This window comes from Nocardioides sp. NPDC004968, from assembly GCF_040608935.1.
In the GTDB taxonomy this organism is placed as follows: domain Bacteria; phylum Actinomycetota; class Actinomycetes; order Propionibacteriales; family Nocardioidaceae; genus Nocardioides.
The window spans coordinates 26,058-46,176 of record NZ_JBEXJF010000042.1; the positions used below are offsets into that span (position 1 = coordinate 26,058).

The following is a 20,119-nucleotide window of genomic DNA, read 5'->3' on the forward strand; positions in this document are numbered from 1 at the left end:
ACTAGCATGGGCGCCTCAACCTGACGGAGAGGTCCTCTGGTTCCGTAATGACTGCAACACACGCCGACTACCGGCTCAGCCAGCTCGACCAGCTGGAAGCCGAGTCGATCCACATCTTCCGCGAGGCCGCGGCCGAGTTCGAGAAGCCTGTCCTGATGTTCTCGGGAGGCAAGGACAGCATCGTGATGCTGCGACTTGCGGAGAAGGCTTTCTTCCCTGCCAAGATCCCGTTCCCGGTCCTCCAGATCGACAACGGCCTCGACTTCCCCGAGGTCGCCGAGACCCGTGACCGCTGGGTCAGCCGTCTGGGCGTACGCCTGGTGATCGCGAGCATCGATGACGCCATCGCGCGCGGCATCGTCGTCGACGACGGCAAGACCTCGCGCAACCGGCTCCAGACCCCCACCCTGCTGAACGCGATCGAGGAGAACGGCTTCACCGCCGCCTTCGGTGGCGGTCGCCGCGACGAGGAGAAGGCCCGCGCCAAGGAGCGCGTCTACTCCCACCGCGACGAGTTCGGCCAGTGGGACCCCAAGATGCAGCGCCCCGAGCTCTGGTCGCTCTACAACGGCCGCCTGCACGAGGGCGAGCACATGCGGATCTTCCCGATCTCCAACTGGACCGAGCTCGACATCTGGGACTACATCGGCCGCGAGGGCATCGAGATCCCGGATGTCTACTTCGCCCACCAGCGTCGCGTCTTCGAGCGCGACGGCATGCTGCTGACCGAGACCCCGCTCAACCCGCTGCGCGAGGGTGAGGTCGTCACCGAGCGTACGGTCCGCTACCGCACCTGCGGCGACATGACGCTGACCGGCTGCGTCGAGTCGACCGCATCCACGATCCCCGAGATCATCGAGGAGGTCGCCGCCGCCCGGGTCACCGAGCGAGGCGCGACCCGCGGTGACGACCGGTTCTCCGAGGCTGCCATGGAGGACCGCAAGAAGGAAGGTTACTTCTGATGGCCATGGACCTTCTGCGGTTCGCCACCGCCGGTTCGGTCGACGACGGCAAGTCCACCCTCATCGGGCGGCTGCTGTTCGACTCGAAGTCGATCTTCACCGACCAACTCGAGTCGGTCGAGAAGACCTCGCAGGACAAGGGCCACGGCTACGTCGACCTGTCGCTGCTGACCGACGGACTGCGGTCCGAGCGTGAGCAGGGCATCACCATCGACGTGGCCTACCGCTACTTCGCGACGCCCAACCGCAAGTTCATCATCGCCGACACCCCGGGCCACGTGCAGTACACGCGCAACATGGTCACCGGTGCCTCCACCGCCGACCTCGGCCTGGTGCTCGTCGACGCTCGTCACGGCCTGACCGAGCAGTCGCGCCGTCACGCGGTGCTGCTCTCGCTGCTGCGAGTGCCCCACCTGGTCCTGTGCATCAACAAGATGGACCTCGTGGACTACTCCCAGGAGGTCTACAACAAGATCTCGGCCGAGTTCACCGCGTTCGCGACCAAGCTGAACATCCCGGACCTCGAGGTCATCCCGATCTCGGCGCTCCAGGGCGACAACGTGGTGACCCGCTCCACCAGCATGGACTGGTACTCCGGCCCGACGCTGATCCATCACCTCGAGCACGTCCACGTCGCCTCCGACCGCGACCTGGTCGACGTACGCCTTCCGGTGCAGTACGTCATCCGGCCGAAGTCCGACGACCACCACGACTACCGCGGCTACGCGGGCCAGGTCGCCGGTGGCGTACTCAAGCCGGGCGACGAGGTCATGGTGCTTCCCTCCGGGATGACCAGCAAGATCGCCGGGATCGACCTGTTCGACAAGGAGATCCCCGAGGCGTTCCCGCCGATGTCGGTGACCGTCCGGCTCGAGGACGACGTCGACGTGAGCCGCGGCGACATGATCTCGCGGGTCAAGAACGCCCCCGAGCCGAGCCAGGACATCGACGCGATGATCTGCTGGATGACCAACGCTCCGCTGCGTCCGCGGCAGAAGCTGGCCATCAAGCACACCTCCAACTCGGCGCGAGCGTTGGTCAAGGACATCCAGTACCGCCTGGACGTCAACAGCCTCCACCGCGACCTGGAGACCAAGGAGCTCGGCCTCAACGAGATCGGCCGCGTTCAGCTGCGCACCACCAAGCCGCTGCTGTGCGACCCCTACTCGAAGAACCGCACCACCGGCTCCTTCATCCTCATCGACGAGGCGACCGGCGTCACCGTCGGCGCGGGCATGATCAACGACTGATCAGCCGAGCCAATCAGGACTGGGCGGCGCATTCCGGCAACGGGATGCGCCGCCCGTTCTCCATCTCCTATCGACCTCACCAGGTGATCTAGTGCCTCAGCAGTTCTCTCCCACGCCGCGCGAGCTCGATGACATCGAGCTGATCGTCTCCGGCGCCCTTCCGGGTCCGCTGAACGCCCCCGGGTCGGCGTTGACGCTCGCCCTGCCGGCCTCGGTTGCGGAGAGCGCGGCCGCGGACGGTGCGGTCGAGATCGTCGACCCCGAGGGGCTGCCGCTGGCCCGGGTCACCTGGCCCGCGGGCGACGTGACCGGCCTGTCCTTCCCCGCCTACGGTCCCTTCCGACGGCTCCACCTCACCCCGGAGCAGACCCGGAAGGCGTACGCCGGGCGGACGGTCGTCCCGGTCACCGACGCCCTCACCACCGCCGAGATCGCGGAGATCGCGGCCCTCGGGCCGGTGCTGCTGCTCGCTCTGGTCGGGTACGGCACGCCGTCGCTCTCCCCCGTCGCGCTGCTGCGCGCGTCGTTGCTGGCCGCGGAGGATCTCCCCGACGCGGCCGTGGTCGCGGTGCCGCTGGCTTCGCACGACGACCCCGAGGCCGACCACGCCCTCGGTGTGGCCGTCGTGGAGGCGTACGCCGGGGGTGACCCGATCCACGCGCTCGCCTCGGCCACCTCGACCGAGTCGGCCGACTACACCGAGGCGATCGCCGCGGTCATCGCCTCGGACCAGCCGGCGCCCGAGGACCGGGGCCTGGTCATCTTCTTCACCGGCCTGTCCGGCTCCGGCAAGTCCACCCTCGCCCGCGCCCTGATGGACAGGATCCTCGAGCAGGGCGCGCGCACGGTCACCTCGCTCGACGGCGACGTCGTGCGGCGCAACCTGTCGGCCGGGCTGACCTTCTCCAAGGAGGACCGGGAGACCAACATCCGCCGGATCGGCTGGGTGGCCGCCGAGATCTCCCGCCACGGCGGCCTCGCCGTCTGCTCCCCCATCGCTCCGTTCGACTCGACCCGCCAGGACGTACGCGGCTACGTCGACGACGCCGGCGGCGCCTTCTTCCTGGTGCACGTGGCCACGCCGCTGGAGGAGTGCGAGCGACGCGACCGCAAGGGCCTCTACGCCAAGGCCAGGGCCGGCGAGATCCCCGAGTTCACCGGGATCTCCTCGCCCTACGAGGAGCCGGCCGACGCCGACGTACGCGTCGACACCACCGGCCGCTCGATCGACGAGGCTCTGGAGGATGTCATCGTCGGCCTGCGCGAGGCCGGCTACCTCGACCTCTCCTGACCCGCGACTCGGCGCGGGCCTCGGTCAGGAGTGCCTAGCGCTTGAGGCCGAGTAGCGCCCAGGCCTCGTCCGTGCTCATCGGCTCGCGCTGGGCGACGGCCGCGGCCTCGACGGCGCGCTCGACGAGCTGGCGATTGGCGTCGACCGGAACCCCCTTGGCGAGGGTGAGTACGTCCTCCATCCCGACCCGCAGGTGCCCGCCCATGGCCAGCGAGGTGAGCATGACCGGGAGGGTCGAGCGGCCGATGCCGGTCGCCGACCACGAGGTCACCTCGTCCGGCAGCGCGGCGACGCCGGCGACCAGAGCGGCCGAGGTGCCGGGCATGCCACCGGGCACGCCCATTACGAAGTCGACGTGGACCTTGCCACCCGCGGGCAGCCCGTACTTCCCCAGCAGCCGCTGCAGCGCGGCGACGTGTCCCAGGTCGAAGAGCTCGAATTCCGGCACCACGCCACGCTCCTGGGTGAGCTGGTAGAGCTCGGCGATGAACGGCCACGGGTTGGAGAAGACGTCGTCGCCGAAGTTGGTCGTGCCCATCGTCAGCGAGCACGAGTCCGGCCCGGCGTCGAGCACCTTCAGCCGCTTGTCCAGCGGGTCGTGGACCGAGCCTCCGGTGGAGAGCTGCACGATCAGCTCGGTCTTCTCGTGGAGCGCGTCGACCGTGTCGGTCAGCCGCCCCATGTCGAGCGTCGGCGCATGGTCGTCATCGCGGATGTGGACGTGGATCATCCGCGCCCCCGCCTCCTCGCACTCGACGGCCGTCGCCACCAGCTCCTCCAGCGTCGTCGGCAGCTGCGGGCAGTCTTCCTTTGCGGTCTCCGCGCCGGTCGGGGCCACGGTCACAAGCAGTCCAGTCACCCGGACAATCTAGCGCGATTCAAGCGATCCGCCGCAATATCTCCGCCGCATGATGGCAAACGACGTGGGAGCCCCGGCGTCAACCAGTGACACCGGGGCTCCCACGTCAGGGATCGTCAGCCGATCGGGATCGTCACCTCGGCGACGTTGCCGACCGCGGCGTGGACCTTCTTGTCAACGGGCTCCGCCTTCGGCGCGAGCGTACGCAGCGTCCACTCGCCGTCGCCGGCGAAGAACCGGAAGTGACCGGTGGCCGAGGTGGGCACCTCGGCGGTGAACTCGCCGGTGCGGTCGAGCAGGCGCACGTACGCACCGTGGACCGGCTCGCCACCGCGGGTCACCTGACCCTGGATGACTGCTTCCTTGGCGACATCGACGCCGGCGAGCGAGAGCCCGCCCTCAGTTGCTCCGCACATGCTCAGGCCTCCCCGGGCTCGTCACCGAGGGCCACGGGCACGCCGACGAGCGAGCCGTACTCGGTCCACGAACCGTCGTAGTTCTTCACGTTCTGGTGACCGAGCAGCTCCTTGAGCACGAACCAGGTGTGCGAGGAACGCTCACCGATCCGGCACAGGGCGATGGTGTCCTTGCCGTCGTCGAGGCCGGCCTCACCGTAGATCTCGCGCAGCTCGTCGTCGGACCTGAAGGTGCCGTCGTCGTTGGCCGCCTTGCTCCACGGCACGTTGATCGAGGTCGGCACGTGGCCGGCACGCTGAGCCTGCTCCTGCGGCAGGTGGGCCGGGGCGAGCAGGCGGCCCGCGTACTCGTCGGGGCTACGGACGTCGACCAGGTTCTTGACGCCGATGGCCTCGACGGTCTCGTCGCGGAAGGCACGGATCGAGAGGTCCTGGTCCTTGGCGGTGTAGCTGGCCGCCTCACGGGTGACGGTCTCGTCGGTCAGCTCGCGGGAGTCGAGCTCCCACTTCTTGCGGCCGCCATCGAGGAGCTTGACGTCCTGGTGGCCGTAGAGCTTGAAGTACCAGAAGGCGTAGGCGGCAAACCAGTTGTTGTTGCCGCCATAGAGCACCACAGTGTCGTCGTTGGAGACGCCACGCTCGGAGAGCAGTGCGGAGAACTGGTCCTTGCTGACGAAGTCGCGGCGCACCTGGTCCTGCAGGTCGGTGGTCCAGTCGAGCTTGATCGCGCCCTTGATGTGGCCCTTGTCGTAGGCGGTGGTGTCTTCGTCGACCTCGATCAGCACCACCTTCGGGTCATCGAGGTGCTCCTCCACCCACTGGGCGGAGACGAGGGAGTTCTCGCGGGTCATCTAGGTACCTTTCGTTGGTGTTTCTTGCGTTCAGGGGTCAGGCGGATGGGATGACACCCAAGCGCCTGATCAGCAGGTAGAGCTCGCAGCCGAGGCAGAACTTGAAGACGGCATTGAGCACGGCCGCGACCAGCGCGAGGCCGAGGGCGATCTGCGCCACGAGCGTGGCGCCGACCAGGAAGCCCACGAGCGCGACCAGCACGAAGGCGAGGCCTACGCCCTGGGCGAACCGGGGCGGTGCCGGGTCCTCGAGCTCGTCCGGGGCGCCGAGGCGGGGACGTACGAACTTCTTGAAGAGCCAGGCGTGTGGGGTCCGCTGAACGCCGAGACCCGCCCCGATCGCGAAGAGCACGGTCTGGATGGCCGTCACCACCAGAGCCCATGGCTGCGGGAGCAGCAGAGCCAGGAGGAGTACGACAACGGTCAGCGCCGCAGCGAACTGCGGGCCACGAGGGTCGATTCCGGTCTGTGTCGCCGTCTGGCCTGAGGTCTCGGACATAGGTGTGCTCCTGCGAGAGTGGAGGAAAGGTCGTCAGGACGAGCCTGACAGGCGAAAGCGATCCCCAGGGTCGACTCGGTCGACAATCTCAGGGAATCAGCGGCAGGAACGACACAGCGCCGAGCGCACGCGGCAGTGATCCACTGCGCGGCGCTTGGTCAGCATGGTCGAGAACATGCGATGACAGTAGCGCGATGCTCGACGGCCACGAAACGAATGTCTCGACATTCGGACGAGCGTGTCAGGATTCGAGATTGACGGTCGGAATCGCACTCAGGACCTGCTCCTTGCGCGGAGCACCCGAGGCACGTGCGATCTCGTTGCCGGCGCCGTCGATCACCAGGGTCGTCGGCGTACGCATGATGTCGAGCCGGCGCACCAGATCGAGGTGGTGCTCGGCGTCGATCTCGACGTGCACCACGCCCGGGACGATCTCGGCGACCTCGCCCAGGATCCGCCGGGTCGCCCGGCACGGCGCGCAGAAGGCGCTGGAGAACTGCACGAGGGTCGCGCGCGCACCGAGCTCGGTCTCACCCAGTGCGTCGGTGACCGCGTCCCAAGCGTGCGGCTCGGGTGGGTGATCCTCGTGAGTCACATGGAGCTCCTTCGTGCCTCGGAAGCGGCCGTCACTGAGCATCCGGAACAGGCCGAAGGCGAGGGCGGCGGCAATCGCGACGACGGCAATCCAGGCTCCGGTGCTCACGAGGGGCACAACCCCGGTCCGCGGTGGATTATTTCCGCCGACCTCATTCCGAGCCGCCGGCGAAGGGTGGGAGGAACTCGACGGTCGCGCCCGGCTCGACCTCGACCGCACTCGGATCCTGGGATCCGACCGGACGGTCGCCGATGAGTGCCGAGCAGACCTTCAGGACCTCGGGGAGGCGGGTGTCGGCGTGCAGCTCCGCGGCGCGGCGTACGACTTCTGCCAGCGTCAACGGGCCGTCGACCTCGAACCGGTCGGACGGAGTCCCGGCCGCTGACTTGGCCGCGGCCCAGTAGCGGACCTCTATAACATTCGTCACTTTCTCGTGGACATCCTTCCTATGTCACCGTGAGGTTTCGTTAATATGGTGCAACGATCACCTCACCGAGGCTCAATGTTGCGTTTCGGTGCTCCTCTTTCTCTGACCGAGAGGCACCCCCCATGAGCTCGCTTCTGTTGTTGACCAGTTCGCTCCAGCCTTCGACAGATGTCCTGCCCGGGCTCTCGCTCCTCGGCCATCAGGTGAAGATCCTTCCTGCTGAAGGTAGCGCGCTTCTCGAGGCGCCCGACTCCGACCTGCTGCTCGTAGACGGCCGGCAGGACCTCGCCCAGGCCCGTGACCTGTGTCGTCTGATCCGCACGACCGGCACCGACATCCCCGTTCTGCTGATCGCCACCGAGGGCGGCCTCGCCGTCGTCGCCCACGACTGGGGCATGGACGACGTTGTGCTGCACACCTGCGGCCCGGCCGAGCTCGAGGCCCGGATCAAGCTCGCGATCGGCCGGATCTCGGCGGCCCGCGAGGCCTCCGACCCCGAGGCCCACGTCATCCGCTCCGGCGAGGTCGTCGTCGACGACGCCACCTACACCGCCAAGATCGGCGGCCGCCCGCTCGACCTGACCTTCAAGGAGTTCGAGCTCCTGAAGTTCCTCGCCCAGCACCCGGGCCGCGTCTTCTCCCGCCAGCAGCTGCTGCAGGAGGTGTGGGGCTACGACTACTTCGGCGGCACCCGCACCGTCGACGTCCACGTACGTCGCCTGCGCGCCAAGCTCGGCCCGGAGAACGAGACCCTCATCGGCACCGTCCGCAACGTCGGCTACCGCTTCGTGCTGCCGTCGAAGAACAACGAGGCCGCCGCCGACGGCGCCCGGCTGACCCCGTCTCCTCGCCTGGGGGCCGACGCCTAGGCTGCTCCTATGGCACTCACCGTCGATCAGGTCCTGGCCATCGCGAAGGCGACCGAGGCGTACGACGGCGTGGCGCCGCTCGACGAGGCGACCCTCCTGACGCTGCGCAACCGTCCGGAGGACGCCACGATCTGGGGTGACGTACGCGGCTTCGGGCTTTTGATCGGCACCGAGCTGTCGCTAGTGGTGTTGACCCAGCATCGTGGAGTGGGTCTGGGGCGTCAGCTGCTGCTCCGGGCGCCATCGCTTTCGGCCGGGACGACGGCGTGGTCGCACGGCGACAACCCGGCGGCTGCCCGGCTGGCCGCCACACAAGGTTGGGAGCGCACCCGTGAGCTGTGGGTCATGCGTCGCCCTGTCGCCGGTCTGCCGCCGGCTCCGGAGACTCCCGACGGCATCGTCGTACGCGGCTTCGAGCCCGGCGACGAGGCCGAGCTGCTTCGGGTCAACGCCGCCGCCTTCGCGCACCACCCCGAGCAGGGATCGCTGGACGAGGCCGGTCTGCGGGAGCGGATGGCGGAGTCGTGGTTCGACCCGTCGGGGCTGGTCACCGCGTGGGAGGGCGAGAAGCTCCTGGCGTTCCACTGGACCAAGCGCCACAGCGAGACCGAGGGCGAGGTCTACGTCGTCGGTGTCGATCCCGCCGCGCAGGGCCGCGGCCTCGGCAAGCTGGTCACCCTCCTCGGGCTGAACCACCTGGCTGCTGTCGGCGTCGAGCGGATCCATCTCTATGTCGAGGGCGACAACACCCCCGCCGTACGCCTCTACGAAGGCCTCGGTTTCACCCGTGCCGCGGCGGACACGCACGTGCAGTACACGCGCCACTAGTCTCTGGTCGCGTGAAGCTGACCGAATCTCAGAGTGACCGGGCCGTCGGGGCCATCGTCGGAACCGCCGTGGCGGATGCGCTCGGGGCTCACTACGAGTTCGACTCGGCTCGGCTCGGCGCGGACGAGAGCGCGCAGATGCTCGGCGGCGGGCTCGGCCCGTTCGCGCCCGGGGAGTGGACCGACGACACGACGATGGCGTGGTGCATCCTCGACGTCGCCGCGGGCGGTCTCGACCTGCGTACCCAGGAGGGGCTGACTGCGGTCGCCCGCAACTTCCGGACGTGGGCGGAGTCGGACCCGAAGGACATCGGCAACCAGACCGCCCGGGTGCTCAACAACGCCGGCCCCGCACCGACCGCCGCACAGCTGCAACAGGTCTCGGAGGAGCTGCACGAGACGACCGGCCACACCGGAGGCAACGGCTCCCTGATGCGTACCGCTCCGGTCCCGCTCCGCTATCTCGGCGACCGCCCGGCCGTCGCCGAGGCAGCCGCCGCGGTGAGCGCCATGACCCACTGGGACGAGCACGCCCGGTCCGGTTGCGTCCTGTGGTCCCTGGCGATCGAGCACGCGGTGATGCACGGCGAGCTCGACGTACGCTCCGGCCTCTCCCACCTCTCCCCCGCCGAGGCCACCTTCTGGACCGAGAAGCTCGACGAGGCCGAGACCGCGCCGCCCGCGACCTTCAACCCCAACGGCTGGGTCGTCACCGCGCTGCAGGCCGCCTGGTCCTCCATCGCCCAGACCGCGGTGCCCGAGACCGACCCCGCGAGCCACTACGTCGACGCGCTCAACACCGCCATCCGGATCGGCAACGACACCGACACCGTCGCGGCCATCGCCGGCGGCCTCCTCGGTGCCCGCTGGGGCGCCACCGCCATCCCCGCCGAGTGGCGCAAGCTCAGCCACGGCTACCCCGGCATCCCCGGCGACTCCCTCGCCACTCTCGCCCTCGACACCGTGGCTGCCGGTCGGCGCTGATCAGCGCAGGGGGCGGATGTGGAGGCCGATCTCGGGGTCGACGAGGATCTCCTGGGCGACCGGCATCCCGTCGACGACGAGCTGCGCGTCCACAGGTACGTTGCGCTTGACCAGCCCCAACGCGATCGGACCGAGCTCGTGGTGACGAGCGGACGAGCCGACGAAACCGACCGTCTTCTCACCGAAGACCAGCTCCGACCCAGCAGCGGGCAGCCGGTTCTCGGAACCGTCGAGGTGGAGCAGTACCAGGCGCCGCGGCGGGCGGCCGAGCGTATGGACGCGGGCGACCGTCTCCTGTCCGCGGTAGCAGCCCTTGTCGAGATGGACCGCGTACTCCGGGCCGACGGTCTCTTCCGAACCCGGCACCCAGCCGACCTCGTTGGGGATCGTGCGCGCATCGGTGTCCACGCCGAACCGCGGCTCACCGCGCTCGATCCGGAGAGCCTCGAACGCCCAGAACCCGCAGGCGGGGCCCGCGGCAGCGGCGTACGTCTCCAAGGACTCGCGCGGGACGAAAGAGTAGCCCTGCGAGGGACGCCAGACGGAGGCCTGTGACGGCTCAGCCGTCACGGTCACGTCCGACCAGAACTTCATCCGCTCCAGGTAGGCGACCAGAGCCTCGCCGGCACCGGGCTCGGTCCACGCCAGGAAGGAGGAGCCGTCGTCGACGCCGGAGAAGAAGTGCTCGACATGTCCCTGCGGCGACAGGATCAGGGCCGAGGTCCAGACCCCGGGCACCAGTCCCTCGAAGGCCTGCGAGGTCAGCGAGTGCAGCCAGGTCAGCCGGTCGGGACCGGCGATCCGTAGGACGTCTCGGTGGGAGAGGTCGACGAATCCCTCGCCGGAGGCCAACGTCCGCTGCTCCAGGTTGAACGATCCGTAGTGCGCGGCGACGGGTGCGTCGGCACCATCGCCGGCGACGGCACCGGGCAGGGACAGAAGCGGGCTGGCAGTCATCATGGCTCCTCGGAAGAACAGTCGACGCACGCCCCGAAGACGGTCAGATGAGCGACATCTACCTCGAAGGCGTACTCCTCACGCAGCCGCTCGCTGATTCCGTCGGCCACTGAGGGGTCAACACTGGTGACCTTCTGACACTTCCTGCAAACCGCATGAAAATGTGGCCGGCCGGAGACCGAGTGGTAGGTCGAGGCCCGCTCGCCCAGGTGGGCGTGGCGCACCAGTCCCAGCTCCTCGAGCACCTCGAGGTTGCGGTAGACGGTGGATAGGTTGATCGCCGAGGACGACTCGCGTACGACCGCGAGCACCTCCTCGGGGGTGGCGTGCCGCAGCCGCTCGATGGCACCGAGGACCAGCTCGCGCTGGGGCGTGAGTCGATAGCCCTTCGCCCGAAGGGCCTCGCGCCAGTCCTCAGCGGCCTCGGTCATCGCGACTACTTGTTGACTCGCTTGAGCCGCGCCCACAGGTGCGGCTGCAGTGCCTGACCCATCGCGGCCATGTCGAAGGCGTAGAGAAGGTCGCCCTCGACGTTGCCGTAGAGGCGCTTGCCGGCGGTGTACTCCTTCGCGGTCTCCGTGCGGGCGACCGCGTCGGTGGTCAGGTCGAGCTTGCCGCCCTCGGCCTTGCCGTACCAGACCTCGACGATGCCGGTGTTGTGCGTCATCACCCACTCGACCTCGCCCTCGGGGCGGAAGCGCACGAAGCCGGTCTCCAGCGCCGCGTCGCGCACCTTCTCGCCGGTCTCGGGGTCGATGATCCACGAGCGCGCGAAGTAGTGGAAGAACGGTCGCCCGTCGTGGGTGAAGATCAGCTCCTGCCCGAACTCGAACTTGTCGATCGTCGGATAGTCACCGTGTCCGTTGCCCTGCCAGGTGCCGAGCATCCACGCACAGGGACCGGCATCGGGGTGAAGGTTCTCCGGAAGTTCGAAAGCCACACGCCGAGTTTAGGCCGTACGTCGGCTACGACCCGAAACGCAGGCGCTAGTGTGCTCGGCATGCAAGAACTCGTGGTGAAGGTGACCGTGGGTGCCGAGGCGCCCGAGCGTACGAACCAGGCCTTCACGGTCGCCTCGGCGGCCGCGACCGCCGGCGCGAAGGTGTCGCTGTGGCTCACCGGTGAGGCGACCTGGTTCGCGGTTCCCGGGAAGGCGGAGGAGTTCACGCTCGAGAATTCGGCTCCGCTGCAGGAGCTGATCGGGCTGGTCATCGAGGCCGGCCAGGTGACCGTGTGCAGCCAGTGCGCCTCGCGTCGCGACCTGTCCGAGGACGACCTCATCGAGGGCGTCACCATCAAGGGCGCGGTCGTGTTCGCCGAGGAGATCCTGCGCGAGGGCGTGCAGGCGCTCGTCTACTGACGACTCCCTACCAGAACTACACCAATGTAGTTCCAGGTAGCAGGCGTGTTAATCCTCTCGGAGACTCCACACACCGCCTACTTCGCCGTTAGCATTCACCCTCGTGAGCACGCAGACCCCCAGTGGCAAGTGGTGGAGCCGGGATTCGGCCGCCCAGCCGGGTGACGACGAGGACCTGACGGCGCGCGCTGCGGAGTTGGCCCGCGCCGCTGCCGCAGCCGAGTCACTTCGCATCTCAGCCGAGCAGGCGGCCGCCGAGCAGGCGGCCGAGCGGCTGGTTGCCGAGGAAGCTGCCGCCGAGCATGCCACCGCCCGTGGGAAGGCCGACGAGACCGCCAAGCTCCACGCCGAGCTGGCCGCCGACGCCCACCAGGCGCGTGAGGTCGCGGAGAAGGCAGCCGAGGAGTACGCCCGCGCCCGGGTCGAGGCCGAGAAGCTCGCCGACACCCGTGCCAAGGAGCGCGCCGAGGCCGAGGAGGCCGCGCTCGCGAGGGGCAAGGAGCTGGAGGCGGCCGAGCGCCGCCTTCTCGAGGCGGCCCGTGTCGCCGAGGAGCAGGCCACCGCGCGCACCGAGGCCGAGGAGTCCGCCCGCGCCAACGCCGAGGAGGCCGCCGCCGCGGCCGCATCCGCCGCTGAGGCACACACCAAGGCAGCCGAGCACGCCGAGCTCGCCCAGTCCGCCTACGCCGCGCGCAGCGTCGCGGAGGCAGCCGCCGAGGACCGCCTCGAGGAGATGGACGAGCTTCGCGACGCGCTGGCGGCAGCCGAGAAGGCCGCCCGCAAGGCCGCGGACGAGGCCCGCGCCGCCTACGAGGCACGCAGTGAGGCGGAGGCCGCCGCCGAGGCCGCCTACACCGCTCGCGCCGCGGCCGACACCCGATCCGAGGAGCTCGCGCGGATGCGCGAGGAGGCCGACGCGGCCGCCGCCGGCCGGGCCGACGAGGCGCTCGCCGCGTTCACCGCGCGCCAGGCCGCCGAGCAGGCCGCCAACGACCGGGCGACCGAGGCTGAGAAGGCCGCCGCTGCGCGCATCACGGCCGAGGAGTCCGCGGTCGCGATGGCGACCCAGGCCGAGCAGGCCGAGCAGGCCCGCAAGGAGGCCGAGGCCGCGGCCGAGGCCGCCTATGCCGCTGCCGAGGCGGCCGCGACCGCCCGCGCCGAGGCCGAGGAAGCGGCGAAGGAGGCCTTCGAAGAGCGCAAGTCCGCCGACGCCAACGCCGAGGACCACGCGATGACCCGGGCCGCGGCCGAGGCCACCGCAGCCGACCAGTACGCCGTGGCAGCCGAGGCGCTTGCCGCGCGCACCGAGGCGGAGGAGGCCGCGTTGCGCGCCTTCAAGGCCGCCGACGCCGCCAACGACGCCCGTCTCGAGGCCGAGAAGAGCGCGAAGCAGTACGCCGAGTTCGCCGCTGCCGCCGCTCACGAGGCCAACGAGAACGAGGAGCGCTACCGGCAGCTCACCGAGCTCGCCTCCCAGGCCGAGCAGGCGGCCGAGTCCGCCAACCTCGCCCGGATGGCGGCCGACCAGCGCGCCTCCGAGCACGCCGACCTCGCGGTGCAGGCCCTGGAGGGCCGCCGCGCTGCCGAGCGTGCCGCGACCGAGGCCAACGAGGGTCGTCGCGCGGCGGAGTCCGCGCTGCGTACCGCCCACGAGTCGATGACCGAGCTCATCACCGGACAGGCCAGCGAGCGCGAAGAGGCCGAGCGCCGGATGACGGAGATGATGAATCGTCTCGCCGACGTCCAGCAGCAGGCCGCCGACGCCGTACGCCTTCGGGCCGAGGCCGAGGAGGTCGCCGGCCAGAAGGCGATCGACCGTCAGGCCGTCGAGGCCTCGATCCTGCACAACACCCAGCTGGTCGAGCAGGCCATCGTGGACCGGCAGATCGCCGAGCGCCGTAGCGCCCAGCTCGCCAAGCAGCTCGCCGACCTGCGCGAGGCCGTCATGCTCGCGGTCAAGGGCGGCAGCACCAACAAGCGTGCGATGCAGGCCCTCGAGCTCACCCTCGCCGCGACGCCGTCGCCGCCCGAGGCGCAGTTCCCCATCCCGGACGCTCCTGACGAGCCGCTCGTGGTCGAGCCCCTCGAGCCGGTCGAGCCCGTGAAGGCCACCGCGCCCGCACCGGTCGACTCACCGGCGGCACCGACGGCCGGGCCTCCGACCGCGCCCGTGACGCTGCCCGAGCGGCCGACCGGCAAGAAGCAGGCCAACAAGTCGGAGGGCTCGCCCGCGCAGCCGGCGGACCTGCCCGACACCCCGAGCGACTCCCTCCCCCAGCGCTCGAGCGGCTGGCTGGCGGCGGTCAAGCTCGCCGAGTCCGGCAAGTTCCCCGGCGCCAAGATCCCCGGCGCCGGCAGCGCCGCACCCGAGGCGGCCATTTCTGCCGAAGACGTGGAGGGCGAGCCGGTCGGCACCAAGAGGCTCACCGTCCGCACCTTCAGGCCCGAGGACGGCTCGCTCATGACCGAGAGCACCGTCACGGTCACCGAGGAGGGTGTGCTCGACGTACGCAAGGACGAGCAGACCCACACCTACGACCTCTACGACACCCACACCGACATCACCATCAAGGGTGAGCCGGCCGCCGACGAGTGGGTCGTCGAGTTCAACACCGACGAGGCCGGTGCGGTCCAGGTCGACAAGTCGATGGTCGACCCCGAGGCGTTCCAGCGCGAAGTTCTCCGCTGGCGCCCCGACATGGCTGGCTGAACGGGCTTGTTGGGATACCCGGTTAACCGGGTATCCCTGCACTTCTCAGGCGTTGCAACACCTGAGAAGTGCAGGAAACACCTGAGAAGTCAGAGGTTGTCGCGCAGGACCTGCGCGATCTCGAGCACAGCGGCTCGTGACGTACGCCCGGCGCCGACCACGTTCAGGAACCCATGGATCTGGTCGGCGAAGCGTCGGTGCACGACCTTGACCCCGGCCTCGTCGAGCTTGGCGGCGTACGCCTCGCCCTCATCGCGCAGCGGGTCGAAACCCGCGGTCGCGACGTACGCCGGGGCGATCCCGGTCGCCGGGATCTCCGCGTACAGCGGGGCGTGGCGCGGGTCGCGGCGATCGACGCCCTCGGGCAGGTAGTTGTCGGTGGCCGCCGCGATGAAGTCGGCGGTCAGGTAGAAGCCCTCGCTGAGATCCTCGCGGCTGCGGGTGTTCGCCTCCGACTGCGTCACCGGGTAGATGAGCAGCTGGAACGCGCAGTCCTCACCGACGGCGAGCGCGACCCCCGCTGCCAGGTTGCCGCCGGCGGAGTCACCGCCGACACCGATCCGGGCCGGGTCCGCACCGAGCTCGGCCGCGTGCTCGACCGCCCACCGGAACGCCGCGACGGAGTCGTCGTACGCCGCCGGGAACGGTGACTCGGGCGCCAGCCGGTAGTCGATCGAGAGCACCTTGACGCCCGATTCGCTGGCCAGCAGCCGGCAGGGAGCGTCGTGGCTGTCGAGGTCACCGAAGATGAAGCCGCCGCCGTGCAGGAAGACCAGCAGCGGCGCGTTGCCCGAGGCACCCTCCGGGACGTAGAGCCGCGCCTTCAGCCCCGCGGCCCAGAGCTCCCGCACCGACCCGATCTCCTGACGGCCGCCCCCGAGCTGCGACTGCCGCAGCAGCGCCACCCGCCCCTTCGGGATCGGCAGCGTCGACGGGTCCGGCTCCCCCGACACCTTCATCAGCGCGAGCATGATCTGCGTGTCCACGGCGAGCGTCTGCCCGTCGTAGGTCACCGGCTTCCCCACGAGCCGTCGCTGCACCGGAGCAGGCAGGTTCAACGCCGTCGTGAACGCGGTCCGCTTCGCCGGCATCAGCAACGGATCGACCAGGGACGAGACGCGAGCGAGAATCGACATGCGCCTAAACTACCCGCTAGTAGGGACATCGTGTTACAGGTAGTTCACCGAACGTACGGTGGATTCTCGGAATCAGCCATGAGTTCGGATGAAAGACTGACCCCATGAGTCTCGACCCGCAGGCCCCCACCCGCTCGGCCGAGGACACCGTGAGCCTGACCGCGGTTCCCGACCAGCCGTTCGACGTCGAGCCCGAATACATCCCCGATCACGAGGCGCTGGCCGAGGTCGAGAAGTACGACGACCGGTTCCTCGACCGGGAGCTGTCCTGGCTGCGGTTCAACGAGCGGGTCCTGGAGCTGGCGGAGGACGAGACGCTGCCACTGCTGGAGCGCGTACGTTTCCTGGCGATCTTCACCTCCAACCTGGACGAGTTCTTCATGGTCCGGGTGGCCGGCCTGAAGCGGCGGATCGCGGCGGGGGTGGCGGTCAAGGCCGCTTCCGGGCTGATGCCGCGTGAGGTCCTCGAGGTGATCTGGCGTACGACCCGGGAGCTCTCCGAGCGGCATGCCGAGGTGTTCCGCGGCAAGATCAAGCCGGCGCTGCTCGAGGAGGGCATCCAGCTGCTGCACTGGGAGGACCTCACCCCCGAGGAGGTCAAGGCCTGCAAGAAGCTGTTCAAGGAGCGGGTCTACCCGGTGCTGACGCCGCTCGCGGTGGACCCGGCCCACCCGTTCCCCTACATCTCCGGCCTCTCGCTCAACCTCGCCGTCCGGCTGAGGGACCCGAAGACCAAGAAGAAGCACTTCGCCCGGGTGAAGGTCCCGCCGATCTTCAGCCGCTTCGTGCCGTTGGGCAACGACCGCTTCGTGCCGCTCGAGGAGGTCATGCGGGAGCGGCTGCACAAGCTCTTCCCAGGCATGGAGATCCTCGAGGTGCACACCTTCCGAGTCACCCGCAACGAGGATCTCGAGGTCGAGGAGGACGACACCGAGAATCTCCTCACCGCGCTGGAGAAGGAGCTGCTCAGGCGGCGCTTCGGCCCTCCCGTACGCCTCGAGGTGCAGGAGTCGATGACCGACTCGACGCTCGACCTGCTGGTCTCCGAGCTCGGCATCTCCGACAAGGAGGTCTTCCGGCTCCCCGGACCGCTGGATCTGCGCGGGCTGCACGGCATCGCCGACATCGACCGCGAGCAGCTGAAGTATCCGGCCTTCGTACCGAGCACCCACCCGGCGCTCGCACCGGTCGAGAGCGCCGCGCCGGTCGACGTCTTCAAGGCGGCCCGCCGTGGTGACGTACTCCTCCAGCATCCCTACGACTCGTTCGCGACCAGCGTGCAGCGCTTCATCGAGCAGGCCGCGGCCGACCCGCGAGTACTGGCGATCAAGCAGACCCTCTACCGGACCTCCGGCGACTCGCCCATCATCGATGCCCTGATCGACGCCGCCGAGGCCGGCAAGCAGGTGCTGGTGCTGGTCGAGATCAAGGCGCGCTTCGACGAGGTGGCCAACATCCGCTGGGCGCGCAAGCTCGAGCAGGCCGGCTGCCACGTGGTCTACGGCCTGGTGGGCCTGAAGACCCACTGCAAGCTGGCGATGGTGGTCCGCGAGGAGCCCGACGGCAGCATCCGTCGCTACACCCACATCGGCACCGGCAACTACAACCCGAAGACCTCCAGGCTCTACGAGGACATGGGGCTGATCACCACCAACGAGGGGATCGGCGAGGACGTCGCCCACCTGTTCAACAACCTGTCCGGCTGGAGCCGGGAGGCGACGTACGAGCAGCTTCTGGTCGCCCCCGGAAACGTACGCAACGGCCTGATCGAGCAGATCCACGCCGAGATCGCCCACCATCTGGCGGGGCGGCCGGCGAGGATCCGACTCAAGGCCAACTCGGTGGTCGACGAGGCCATCATCGACGCGCTCTACCTGGCCTCCCAGGCGGGCGTGCCCGTGCAGCTGCTGGTACGCGGCATCTGCGCGCTCCGTCCGGGCGTGGAGGGGCTCAGCGAGACCATCGAGGTGCGCTCGATCCTGGGCCGGTTCCTGGAGCACTCGCGGATCTTCTGGTTCGAGAACGGCAACGCCGACGACGGGGACGGACCGAGCGCCTGGATCGGCTCGGCCGACATGATGCACCGCAACCTCGACCGACGGGTCGAGGCCCTCGTACGTCTCCCCACCCCGGAGCTCGTGGCCGAGGTCGGCGCACTGTTCGACCTGGCATTCGAACCAACCACGGATGCCTGGCTCCTCGGGCCCGACGGCACCTGGACCCGCAATCACGCTCCCAACCATCTCCAAGCGATGTTGATCACACGACAGCGCCAGCGCAGGCGCGCCGCGGCGGGCTGAACACGGCCCTGGCTTTCGTCGTGTCAAGCGGACTCGCCTAACATGAGCCCGCAGGTCTGCCTCATCCAGCCAGGAGCCCCCCGTGCGTTTCCGATTCCGCCCGGTCGACACGTCGTTCTACGACATGTTCACCGAGTCCGCCAACCACCTCGTCGGCGGTGTCTCGCTGCTCGCCGAGATGCTCAGCGACACAGCCGATCGCGAAGACGTCGCGCGACGGATGCGCGACGCGGAGCACGCCGCTGACGAGACGACCCACGAGATCGTCAAGAAGGTCAACTCGACCTTCGTCACGCCGTTCGACCGCGAGGACATCTACGCCCTCGGCTCCGGTCTCGACGACGTGATGGACTCGATGGACGAGGTCGTCGACCAGATCTTCGTCTACGGCGTCAACATCCTGCCCCCGGAACTCTCCGACCAGGTCACCGTGCTCCAGCGCTGCGCCGAGCTGACCGCGGCGGCGATGCCGAAGCTGCGCTCGATGAAGGAGCTCTCCGAGTACTGGATCGAGATCAACCGTCTCGAGAACCAGGGCGACAAGAACCACCGTCGCATCCTTGCCAAGCTCTTCTCCGGTGAGTACGACGCGATGGAGGTCCTCAAGCTGAAGGACATCGTCGAGTCCCTCGAGGACGCGATCGACGGCTTCGAGAAGGTCGCGAACACCGTCGAGCAGATCGCCGTCAAGGAATCCTGACACCGTGGAACTTGCCATCGTCATCGCGGTGGTCGTCGTCGCCCTCGTCTTCGACTACACCAACGGCTTCCACGACGCCGCCAACGCCATCGCGACCTCCGTCTCCACGCGCGCGCTCACGCCGCGCATCGCCCTCCTACTCGCGGCGGTGATGAACTTCGTCGGCGCGTTCCTGGGCCAGAAGGTCGCCCACACCGTCTCCGACACGATCACGCCACCATCAGGGGCACATGGTCTGACCGTGGTGATGGCCGGCCTGCTCGGCGCGATCGCCTGGAACCTGATCACCTGGTACTTCGGTCTTCCCTCGTCCTCGTCGCACGCGCTCATCGGTGGTCTGGCCGGTTCGGCGATCGCCGCCGGCGCGTTCGTCAACTGGATGACGGTGCTGGAGAAGGTCGTCATCCCGATGTTCATCTCGCCCGTGGTCGCCTTCGGACTCGGGTTCGGCGTGATGCTCGCGATCATGTGGATCTTCCGCCGCGCCAACCAGCACAAGGCACAGAAGGGCTTCCGGATCGCCCAGACGATCTCGGCCGCCGCGATGGCCCTCGGTCACGGCCTGCAGGACGCCCAGAAGACGATGGGTGTCATCTTCCTGGCCCTGGTCACCGGTGGCTTCCTCTCGGCCGATGACGACCTGCCGTTCTGGGTGATCGCCGCGGCCGCGACCGCGATCTCCCTCGGCACCATGTCCGGCGGCTGGCGCATCATGCGCACCCTCGGCCGTCGCATCATCCACCTGGATCCCTCGCGCGGCTTCGCCGCCGAGTCGGTCGCCGCCTCGGTGCTCTACACCACGGCGTACGTCTGGGAGGCTCCGATCTCGACCACCCACACGATCACCTCGTCGATCATGGGTGTCGGCGCGACCAAGCGGTTCTCCGCGGTCCGCTGGGGCGTCGCGAAGTCCATCGTCGCCGCCTGGATCTTCACCTTCCCGGCAGCCGGCACCGCCGCAGCCCTGATCTACCTGCTCTGCCACTTCGTCTTCCAGCTGCCGTAAGACGACAACGTCGAGTCGGCTCGTTCTGACTCAAAACCACGCCACCCTGTTCGGGGCCGCCATATTTCAGCGCGTTGTCGATGAGATTGGCCAGCGCCTGTCCGATCAGCTCGCGGTTGC

21 protein-coding genes are annotated in these 20,119 nt (G+C 68.9%); 11 read left to right on the top strand and 10 right to left on the bottom strand.

What is annotated here, in order from left to right; translation table 11 throughout:
- Positions 1-47: 47 nt before the first annotated feature.
- The 3 genes from cysD to cysC all read left to right on the top strand — a co-directional run bounded on the left by cysD (position 48) and on the right by cysC (position 3,503).
- Positions 48-962 (top strand): sulfate adenylyltransferase subunit CysD, encoded by a 915-nt coding sequence (cysD, locus tag ABZU72_RS25175; RefSeq protein WP_355021523.1) that lies wholly within the window; start codon positions 48-50, stop codon positions 960-962.
- On the top strand, positions 962-2,212 hold the full coding sequence (locus ABZU72_RS25180; protein ID WP_355021524.1) for a GTP-binding protein: 1,251 nt from the start codon (positions 962-964) through the stop codon (positions 2,210-2,212). Before cysD ends, ABZU72_RS25180 begins: the two co-directional genes overlap by 1 nt.
- 91 nt (positions 2,213-2,303) lie before the next feature.
- On the top strand, positions 2,304-3,503 hold the full coding sequence (cysC, locus tag ABZU72_RS25185; protein WP_355021525.1) for an adenylyl-sulfate kinase: 1,200 nt from the start codon (positions 2,304-2,306) through the stop codon (positions 3,501-3,503).
- Between the two features lie 34 nt (positions 3,504-3,537).
- Here the strand turns inward: cysC and ABZU72_RS25190 are convergent, their stop codons facing one another.
- From ABZU72_RS25190 to ABZU72_RS25215, 6 genes are all read right to left on the bottom strand, one after another.
- A complete protein-coding gene (locus ABZU72_RS25190; RefSeq protein ID WP_355021526.1) occupies positions 3,538-4,362 on the bottom strand; it encodes a 3-keto-5-aminohexanoate cleavage protein in 825 nt (274 codons plus the stop codon).
- Positions 4,363-4,478: 116 nt separating this feature from the next.
- Complete coding sequence (locus tag ABZU72_RS25195) at positions 4,479-4,778, bottom strand: DUF1416 domain-containing protein (RefSeq protein ID WP_045549621.1); 300 nt, start codon at positions 4,776-4,778, stop codon at positions 4,479-4,481.
- Between the two features lie 2 nt (positions 4,779-4,780).
- Complete coding sequence (locus tag ABZU72_RS25200; protein ID WP_355021527.1) at positions 4,781-5,629, bottom strand: sulfurtransferase; 849 nt, start codon at positions 5,627-5,629, stop codon at positions 4,781-4,783.
- Positions 5,630-5,666: 37 nt separating this feature from the next.
- Positions 5,667-6,128 (bottom strand): DUF4395 domain-containing protein, encoded by a 462-nt coding sequence (locus ABZU72_RS25205; RefSeq protein ID WP_355021528.1) that lies wholly within the window; start codon positions 6,126-6,128, stop codon positions 5,667-5,669.
- Positions 6,129-6,369: 241 nt separating this feature from the next.
- Positions 6,370-6,831 (bottom strand): thioredoxin family protein, encoded by a 462-nt coding sequence (locus tag ABZU72_RS25210; protein WP_355021529.1) that lies wholly within the window; start codon positions 6,829-6,831, stop codon positions 6,370-6,372.
- A 43-nt stretch (positions 6,832-6,874) separates the two neighbouring features.
- Positions 6,875-7,150 (bottom strand): MoaD/ThiS family protein, encoded by a 276-nt coding sequence (locus ABZU72_RS25215; protein ID WP_355021530.1) that lies wholly within the window; start codon positions 7,148-7,150, stop codon positions 6,875-6,877.
- A gap of 122 nt (positions 7,151-7,272) precedes the next feature.
- Between ABZU72_RS25215 and ABZU72_RS25220 the strand changes: the two genes are divergently transcribed.
- Genes ABZU72_RS25220 through ABZU72_RS25230 form a run of 3 tightly spaced genes read left to right on the top strand, consistent with a single transcriptional unit; the run spans position 7,273 to position 9,830 of the window.
- Positions 7,273-8,019, top strand: coding sequence for a response regulator transcription factor (locus ABZU72_RS25220; protein WP_355021531.1), 747 nt, complete (start codon positions 7,273-7,275; stop codon positions 8,017-8,019).
- 9 nt (positions 8,020-8,028) lie between these two features.
- A complete protein-coding gene (gene mshD, locus ABZU72_RS25225; protein WP_355021532.1) occupies positions 8,029-8,847 on the top strand; it encodes a mycothiol synthase in 819 nt (272 codons plus the stop codon).
- A gap of 11 nt (positions 8,848-8,858) precedes the next feature.
- Positions 8,859-9,830 carry an ADP-ribosylglycohydrolase family protein gene (locus ABZU72_RS25230; protein WP_355021533.1) on the top strand — a complete coding sequence of 324 codons (972 nt, stop codon included), beginning with the start codon at positions 8,859-8,861 and terminating at the stop codon, positions 9,828-9,830.
- Here ABZU72_RS25230 and ABZU72_RS25235 read toward each other — a convergent pair whose 3' ends face one another.
- The 3 genes from ABZU72_RS25235 to ABZU72_RS25245 are packed head-to-tail and all read right to left on the bottom strand — an operon-like array spanning position 9,831 to position 11,727.
- Positions 9,831-10,790 carry a folate-binding protein gene (locus ABZU72_RS25235; RefSeq protein WP_355021534.1) on the bottom strand — a complete coding sequence of 320 codons (960 nt, stop codon included), beginning with the start codon at positions 10,788-10,790 and terminating at the stop codon, positions 9,831-9,833.
- A complete protein-coding gene (locus ABZU72_RS25240; protein WP_160026760.1) occupies positions 10,787-11,218 on the bottom strand; it encodes a Fur family transcriptional regulator in 432 nt (143 codons plus the stop codon). Before ABZU72_RS25240 ends, ABZU72_RS25235 begins: the two co-directional genes overlap by 4 nt.
- Before the next feature lie 5 nt (positions 11,219-11,223).
- Positions 11,224-11,727, bottom strand: a complete 504-nt coding sequence (locus ABZU72_RS25245) for an FABP family protein (RefSeq protein WP_091045857.1) — start codon at positions 11,725-11,727, stop codon at positions 11,224-11,226.
- A gap of 60 nt (positions 11,728-11,787) precedes the next feature.
- Between ABZU72_RS25245 and ABZU72_RS25250 the strand changes: the two genes are divergently transcribed.
- Positions 11,788-12,147: a DsrE family protein gene (locus ABZU72_RS25250; protein WP_355021535.1), complete on the top strand. Its 360-nt coding sequence runs from the start codon at positions 11,788-11,790 to the stop codon at positions 12,145-12,147.
- 103 nt (positions 12,148-12,250) lie between these two features.
- Positions 12,251-14,857 (top strand): hypothetical protein, encoded by a 2,607-nt coding sequence (locus tag ABZU72_RS25255; RefSeq protein ID WP_355021536.1) that lies wholly within the window; start codon positions 12,251-12,253, stop codon positions 14,855-14,857.
- An 89-nt stretch (positions 14,858-14,946) separates the two neighbouring features.
- On the opposite strand, the gene ABZU72_RS25260 is transcribed toward ABZU72_RS25255, so the two are convergent.
- Entirely contained in the window at positions 14,947-15,993 is a 1,047-nt protein-coding gene (locus tag ABZU72_RS25260) for an alpha/beta hydrolase (RefSeq protein WP_355021537.1), read from the bottom strand.
- Positions 15,994-16,097: 104 nt separating this feature from the next.
- Here ABZU72_RS25260 and ABZU72_RS25265 point away from each other — a divergent pair, with 104 nt between their 5' ends.
- The 3 genes from ABZU72_RS25265 (at position 16,098) to ABZU72_RS25275 (ending at position 19,999) form a co-directional block, all read left to right on the top strand.
- Positions 16,098-18,293, top strand: coding sequence for an RNA degradosome polyphosphate kinase (locus tag ABZU72_RS25265; RefSeq protein ID WP_355021538.1), 2,196 nt, complete (start codon positions 16,098-16,100; stop codon positions 18,291-18,293).
- Between the two features lie 82 nt (positions 18,294-18,375).
- Positions 18,376-18,993 (top strand): DUF47 family protein, encoded by a 618-nt coding sequence (locus tag ABZU72_RS25270; RefSeq protein ID WP_355021539.1) that lies wholly within the window; start codon positions 18,376-18,378, stop codon positions 18,991-18,993.
- A gap of 4 nt (positions 18,994-18,997) precedes the next feature.
- Complete coding sequence (locus ABZU72_RS25275) at positions 18,998-19,999, top strand: inorganic phosphate transporter (protein WP_355021540.1); 1,002 nt, start codon at positions 18,998-19,000, stop codon at positions 19,997-19,999.
- The last annotated feature ends 120 nt before the right edge of the window (positions 20,000-20,119 follow it).